The 6395-nt window shown below is 53.9% G+C and carries 4 protein-coding genes and 2 pseudogenes; 2 read left to right on the forward strand and 4 right to left on the reverse strand.

Annotation, left to right across the window (positions count from 1 at the left end):
- Positions 1-24: 24 nt before the first annotated feature.
- The 3 genes from DP106_RS13550 to aglF form a co-directional block, all read right to left on the reverse strand.
- Positions 25-495: a hypothetical protein gene (locus tag DP106_RS13550; protein WP_120086144.1), complete on the reverse strand. Its 471-nt coding sequence runs from the start codon at positions 493-495 to the stop codon at positions 25-27.
- A complete protein-coding gene (locus tag DP106_RS13555) occupies positions 492-1004 on the reverse strand; it encodes a DUF7342 family protein (protein WP_205738945.1) in 513 nt (170 codons plus the stop codon). Before DP106_RS13555 ends, DP106_RS13550 begins: the two co-directional genes overlap by 4 nt.
- Before the next feature lie 128 nt (positions 1005-1132).
- Positions 1133-1879, reverse strand: coding sequence for a UTP--glucose-1-phosphate uridylyltransferase AglF (aglF, locus tag DP106_RS13560; protein WP_120086147.1), 747 nt, complete (start codon positions 1877-1879; stop codon positions 1133-1135).
- 137 nt (positions 1880-2016) lie between these two features.
- Here aglF and DP106_RS13565 point away from each other — a divergent pair.
- Positions 2017-4224, forward strand: a pseudogene (locus DP106_RS13565) (nucleotide sugar dehydrogenase); the annotation flags it as partial.
- Between the two features lie 3 nt (positions 4225-4227).
- Positions 4228-4722, forward strand: a pseudogene (locus DP106_RS16590) (UDP binding domain-containing protein); the annotation flags it as partial.
- A 78-nt stretch (positions 4723-4800) separates the two neighbouring features.
- Here the strand turns inward: DP106_RS16590 and DP106_RS15570 are convergent.
- Positions 4801-6345, reverse strand: a complete 1545-nt coding sequence (locus DP106_RS15570; RefSeq protein WP_133305153.1) for a hypothetical protein — start codon at positions 6343-6345, stop codon at positions 4801-4803.
- Positions 6346-6395: the final 50 nt, after the last annotated feature.

Here is a 6395-nt window from a genome sequence, read left to right on the forward strand (position 1 = left end):
TACGAACCAGAATCAAGGGCGATATCACGGCGGATTTTCGGCTGTGTTCGCATCGCTGAATGAGTGCTCTTCATATATCGTTCGCCAGAGTTTGTGGACGGCCCGAGCGACAATATCAATACGGTTCTCGTCGATACACGACGGTTCAACGTCGGTTGGAGTACTTGCAGCAGCTGGCGGCGGATGGAAATAAAACTCGGCAGGGGGAGAAAAGTACTCGTGTGGATGTCGATCCCAGCGAAGATCGACTCCAGAACTGTCAGTGTAGTGAACGTTGTAGTCGTCCGTCGTACTCCATCTCACATCGATGCGGGCTGTTTCGGCTGGGCCAACACCATCGGAGAGATGGAGCGCAAGCGTCTGGGGATTAAGCGCATCATCAAGTTCACCGCATGCGAGCGGTTCCTGTGTTTCAAATATCTCGCGGAATCGTCGCAGTGCCTTCCCATCAGGTGCGCCACGAAGGGCGTGGGATTCCGTCCGTGGATCCGTCATCCTGCATGCGGTTGTTCGACGGCATGTTCGGCTTGTGAAATAGCGAGTGCAGCCTTGGCGAACCGCAGATTTCGAGCGGTTCCACGCCACTCAAACAGTAGTTCCTTGTCAACTGATGTGTCCTGTAACGCGGCGTCCTCCGGAGAGTCCACACCAGTTTGTTCCCGATATTTTTTAATCTCAGCTTCCATTTCCGTGATGCGGTCAACAAGCTCCGGTTTTGATATGCTGTCGTTGATTCGAGCCGCTTCCTCAAGCACAAGCGATGTCGATGACCGTTTATACAATGTTGCTTGCCGATCCGAATCCGACGTTTCCGTTACAAACCCCTCACGACTCAGTTCAGCAAGATGTTTGCGAGCGGTTTTTGACGTTGTTTCCGCCTGTTCTGCGATCTCATCAGCGGATGCTGCGTCGTACGTACGCTCGATAACGCTATGGATGCGTTCCCGTGGTGTCGTCTCCTCGACCCAGTCGGAGACTGCCTCCCTGAGAACCTCTTCTGTCATTGCCATATCTACGACGATGGTGAGTATAATACTTTTGGAAGGAATAAACTATTTTGATATCGTTCTCGGAGGAACCGGGTTGTTGATGAAATCCAACAGTTGTAGCTCGAAAACGGTGCAGAAACTACTCAATCGTCAGCCGAGACAGATTGATCAGAGTTGGTTGCGTCTTGCAGTCGTTCTTCGGCCTCATCTCGATCTTCTGGATACCCAACGTCGATCCGCCAGCCTTCGAGTTCGATAGCGTCAATGGTGCGGCCGCTCCGAATGAGCAGGTCGATAGCCTCACTGATCTCGTACTCGCCGCGGTTCGACGGCTGGACGAGATGACAGGCGTGGAAGATCTCCGGCGTAAAGGTATAGAACCCGGTCATCACGAGGTTCGACGGCGGATCCTCGGGTTTCTCGATGACATCGGTGATCTCGCCGTATTTGTTTGTGTCACAGACGCCGTACCGGCTAGCCTCCTCCCACGGTACTTCCTCAACCAGGAACGCCGCATCGGCCCGATCCTCGCGCTGGCGACGAACAACATCCTCAAGATTCGCGTGGAAGATGTTGTCCCCGAGCATGAGCATGAAGTCGTCGTCGATGTGTTCCTCGACGGAGAGCAGCGCATGAGCCAACCCGTTTTGTTCGCGCTGGTGGGTGTATGTGATCGGCACGCCCTCGTACTCGTCGCCGTAGTGGTCGATAATGCGCTCTTTGAGATAGCCGACAACGACAACGAGTTCGTCAGCACCTAGCTCGACGAGCTGGTCGATACAGTGCGTCAGGATGGGTTGGCCGTCGACTTCGACCATCCCTTTGGGTTTGTCTTCGGTAAGCGGTCGAAGCCGTGTTCCCTCGCCGGCTGCCAGTACGACTGCTTTCATTGTGTCCTATCAGAAACCGTGCATCTGTATATCCCTTTTTATCACAGAGGATACACGATCGCCACGACAACAAGCAGTTCGGCGGTAGAGCTGTAAGAACCAAAGGTTGACTACGGCCGGCGTACAGGTCTCCGCTAATGCGAATCAGTATTATCGGCAGCGGCTACGTCGGTACGACAATCGCCGCGTGTTTCGCCGACTTGGGCCACGAAGTCGTCAACGTCGATATCGACGAAGAAATCGTCGCAGCAATCAACAGCGGTGAGTCGCCGATCCACGAGCCGGGCCTCGACGAGTTGATCGCCACCCACGGCGGCGACACGCTCACTGCGACAACCGATTACGACGACCTGCTCGACACCGAAATCACGTTCCTCGCGCTGCCGACACCCTCCCGCGAGGACGGCAGCATCGACACCTCGATCATCGAAGCCGCCGCCGAGAGCCTTGGGGAAACGCTACGGGACAAGGACGGCGACCATGTCGTCGTCACGAAAAGCACCGTTATTCCGACAACGACCACGGAAACACTGGCACCGATCCTCGAAACCACATCGGGGAAAACATTCGGCGACGATCTGCACGTCGCAATGAATCCCGAGTTCCTCCGCGAGGGAACGGCCGTCGAGGACTTCCTCGATCCGGACAAGGTCGTCATCGGCACCGAGAGCGACACGGCACGCGAGACACTCCATGCAGTCTTCGAGCCGCTCGTCAAGGAAACCAGCGCGCCGGTCGTCGAGACCGGCATCGAGGAAGCCGAAATGATCAAATACGCCAACAACGGCTTTCTCGCAGCGAAGGTCAGCCTCATCAACGATATCGGGAACATCTGCAAGGAATACGGCGTCGACGCCTACGAGGTCGCCGACGCCATCGGACTTGACGACCGAATCAGCGAGCGGTTTCTCCGGAGCGGGCTCGGCTGGGGCGGCAGTTGTCTGACCGGCGAGCAAGACATCCTCATCCGCGATGGCGGCAAGACACGGCTGCTGTCGCTGACGACATTTTTTGAGGAATACGTAACCGATGATACTGTCGCTGACGTGTCTGTCCTCAGTCGAGCATCCGACGGAACCTTCGAATTCAAACCGGTTACGGCAGCGACGCGGCGGCCGTACGACGGCCGGCTGCATACGATCCACACCCGGATGAATAAATCAGTCACCGTTACACACGACCACCCGATGTTGACGCTCGATAGCGGCGATATGACGGTGAAAACGGCCAAAACCGTCGACGAGACAGATCGACTCCCGGTTGTGAGTGATGTTCCGACCGATCCAGTTGGAACGTTCGACCTACTTGAGTTAATCGCCGACTCCCCACAGTTCGATAACGACAGCGTCTATCTCAAACCCACTGTTGATCTAGACGATCACAAAGACGAACTCCGCACCCACCTCACCGACTACAACGAGCAATTTGACTACGACCGGGTTCGCGAATTTGGCCGGAAGAACTACCTCTCACTTGATGCATTTCTCGCCGCCGAAGACGTGCTCTCATTGACCAGAACCGACGTAGGACTGTATACAACGGTCGGCGGCGGCCAAACGTACATCCCAGCGATCATCGATGCGGACGCAGACTTCTGGCGGTTCATCGGCTACTACCTCAGTGAAGGCCACATCAACGACGACACCTCCGGTCACGGGTCGACAACGCGCCGCCGTGTCTGCCTGAATTTCCATCCAACTGACGAGCAAGCCTACGTCGACGATGTCGAATCGTATCTCGACGAACTCGGCATCCGGTATCGAACCGACACCCAAGAGACATCGACGCAAATCGAAGTATCAAGTCGCGTCTTTGCAGCGTTCATTGAGTGGCTTGGTTGCGGTACAGGCTCATACACGGCCACGATTCCGGGGACAGCGTATCAGGAACCGGAAGAAAACCGCCTCGCGCTACTCGCGGGGCTGTTCCGCGGTGACGGCCACATTGAGTTCACGAACCACTCGAATGCAGTTGTCTATGATTACGGCTCGGTCAGCAAGGATCTCATCGACGGGATGCAGTTCGTACTGCACAGTCTCGGGATCGTTCCAAGCTACAAAACCTCCCAGTCGGAAAAATCAACGCGGCCAGCACACTTCCTCCGGGTGAGTTCAAGTGAACAGATCGCCGCACTGAAACAATTGTTCCTGCCTGAAGACCGCGAGCGAATCGAACAACGGCTCGACAGCTACGACCGGACGGTTTCGCCAACCGGCCACACCGCTGATGGCGGGCAGGCGACGGTTCCAGTTCGTGACATCGAGATCACAGAGGAACCAGTCGATGTCTACTCTATCGAGGTGAAAGACAACCACACGTTTGTCACAACCGACGGACTCGTCGTCCACAACTGCTTCCCGAAAGACACCGCCGCAATCAGGGCTGCAGCCCGCGATCAGGGATACGAACCGAGCATGCTCGACGCCGCCACCGAGATCAACGACCGACAGCCAGTCCGTTTGCTCTCGTTACTCGACAGTCATGCCGATGTTGCCGACAAACGCGTCGCCGTCCTCGGGTTATCGTTCAAACCTGGTACCGACGACATTCGGAACTCCAGATCGATTCCCGTTATCGAGGGACTCGAAGATCGTGGAGCCGAGGTCGTCGCCTACGATCCGGTCGCAACGGAGAACATGCGCGAACGGTTTCCAGACATCGAGTACGCCGACTCACCGGCAGCCGCACTCGCTGACGCGTCGGCCGCACTCGTTGTCACCGACTGGCCGGAGATCGCTGACCTTGACGAGGAGTTCGACACAATGGCGACACCGGTCGTCATCGATGGCCGGCACGCGATCGACCGCCGCGACGGGATCGTGTATGAAGGATTGACTTGGTAGGGGGCGAACAGGGCGATCTCTCCTGATGTTGGGAGCAGCGAAAAAACATCTTTTTCGAGAACCGTAGTGTCCGGACACTCAGATCAACTCTAGCAGTGTTTCTTCTTCCGCTCCAACGAACGGCAAATCAGGGGATTCAATTCCGCGTGGCCACCGCCATGTATGGTGGTTGGTCTTTGTAATCATGCCAGACGATCCTTCTGGATTATTGTCTTTTTTCTCTATATGCTGCCACAGTGCACGTGAGGCTTCTTTCTTCCCAGGTGTTTTTCGTGTTGTCTGTGGATCGTACAGTTCTGCAAGTAGTACATCGAGTACATTATCTCTCAATAGTTCAGCCCCTTCTACCCTGATAAGTTTTTGTTTAGCAAATTGCTTGAATGCGGCCTCATATCGTTTACGAACACCATCTTCATCGCTGTAGTCCCATCCTGGTTTGTATTCATTAACTTCCAACGGTGAAAGTTCTCTATTCCCCTGTTGGTAACGAACGGAAGTATTGGTGAGATATGAGAGTTTTGTCGGAACAAAGGGCGGATGGATCCGTGTTCTATCAGCTGGAACTGAGTCCCCAGATGAGATAATATCAGTAGCATACTCAAATTCGGCAACTGATTTGTCAACTGGGCCCTTGGCAATCACCTGGTCAGTGTGGTCATCGGGGCTAACAGCGGCAGTGACTTCATTTGAGACTGTGTCACTATCGACACGTAGCTCTAGTCGCCGGGTGGGCTCTGTATTCCCTGGTTCAGTGACAAGATGCCATCGCGAGGCGTTCTGGGTTGCATCCCTCGGCAATAGTGGTTTGCTGCCATCCGAGAGTGTCAACGCGGTCGATTGGGTATACAGCTGGGCTCCACGGTCGGTATTTGAACTGACTGGATGCCTGAGGATATTGACAAGCGTTCGGGCAGCAGAGAGATCCTTAACGATAAAGTATACAGGAATATCATAATATTCAGCTCGTGCTGCGTTGGTCAAAATATTAGCTGGCCGGCTTGTCCCTGTTCGTTCGACCTCGGCGAAATACGTTCTATCATCTTTTTGTAAGATAAGATCAGGTACAGAGCCTTGCGTGTCAGTATCTGGACGAGCGATATCGAACCCGTGATCTCGATAATACTCCGCGACAAACGCTTCATCAAACTGGTGTTCAGCTGACCCCTGGGTAGCGAATGTGGTATCCCCACGCTCGGTAGAAGTTGGTGTTGAGGTAGATGATAATTCCCCTTCAGGTAGCTTCTCAGGACGAGAGATTAGTGCTGGTGGAGAGGCATAGACAATTCTCTCCCATGGAGTATGTGTGATTGATTCGGGGACAAGTTTGAGGAATGCATTCAACGAACCGCTACTGATAGGCAATTTCGTGTAGTAGTCACGATATCTATATAATGTTTCAAGCTTTTGATTGGTAGCATGGTATCCGGCATAGAGTTTGTGACACTCTGTTTTGCCTTTGAGAATCTCACGGGCTTTTTGAATTGTAGCCTCTCCTCGCTCAGATTTCTTTTCAAGTGTAGCATTAGGGCCTTTGCCCTCAATTTTAAAAAAATCATGCGCATCAAGATCAAAATTCGTAGTTGGATAGCAGGTTACTAATCGCCAGACAGCGAAGGGCCACATTTTATTTGTCAGATATCATAGCTGGCCGAATGTAATATAGTATTACCAAT

It is taken from the genome of Halonotius pteroides (genome assembly GCF_003605635.1).
GTDB classification, from domain to species: domain Archaea; phylum Halobacteriota; class Halobacteria; order Halobacteriales; family Haloferacaceae; genus Halonotius; species Halonotius pteroides.

What these genes read in the sequence shown, in the direction of transcription:
- DP106_RS13550 (WP_120086144.1), bottom strand. Translation starts at nt 495, where the DNA reads ATGACGGATCCACGGACGGAATCCCACGCCCTTCGTGGCGCACCTGAT.
- DP106_RS13555 (WP_205738945.1), bottom strand. Translation starts at nt 1,004, where the DNA reads ATGACAGAAGAGGTTCTCAGGGAGGCAGTCTCCGACTGGGTCGAGGAG.
- aglF (WP_120086147.1), bottom strand. Translation starts at nt 1,879, where the DNA reads ATGAAAGCAGTCGTACTGGCAGCCGGCGAGGGAACACGGCTTCGACCG.
- DP106_RS15570 (WP_133305153.1), bottom strand. Translation starts at nt 6,345, where the DNA reads ATGTGGCCCTTCGCTGTCTGGCGATTAGTAACCTGCTATCCAACTACG.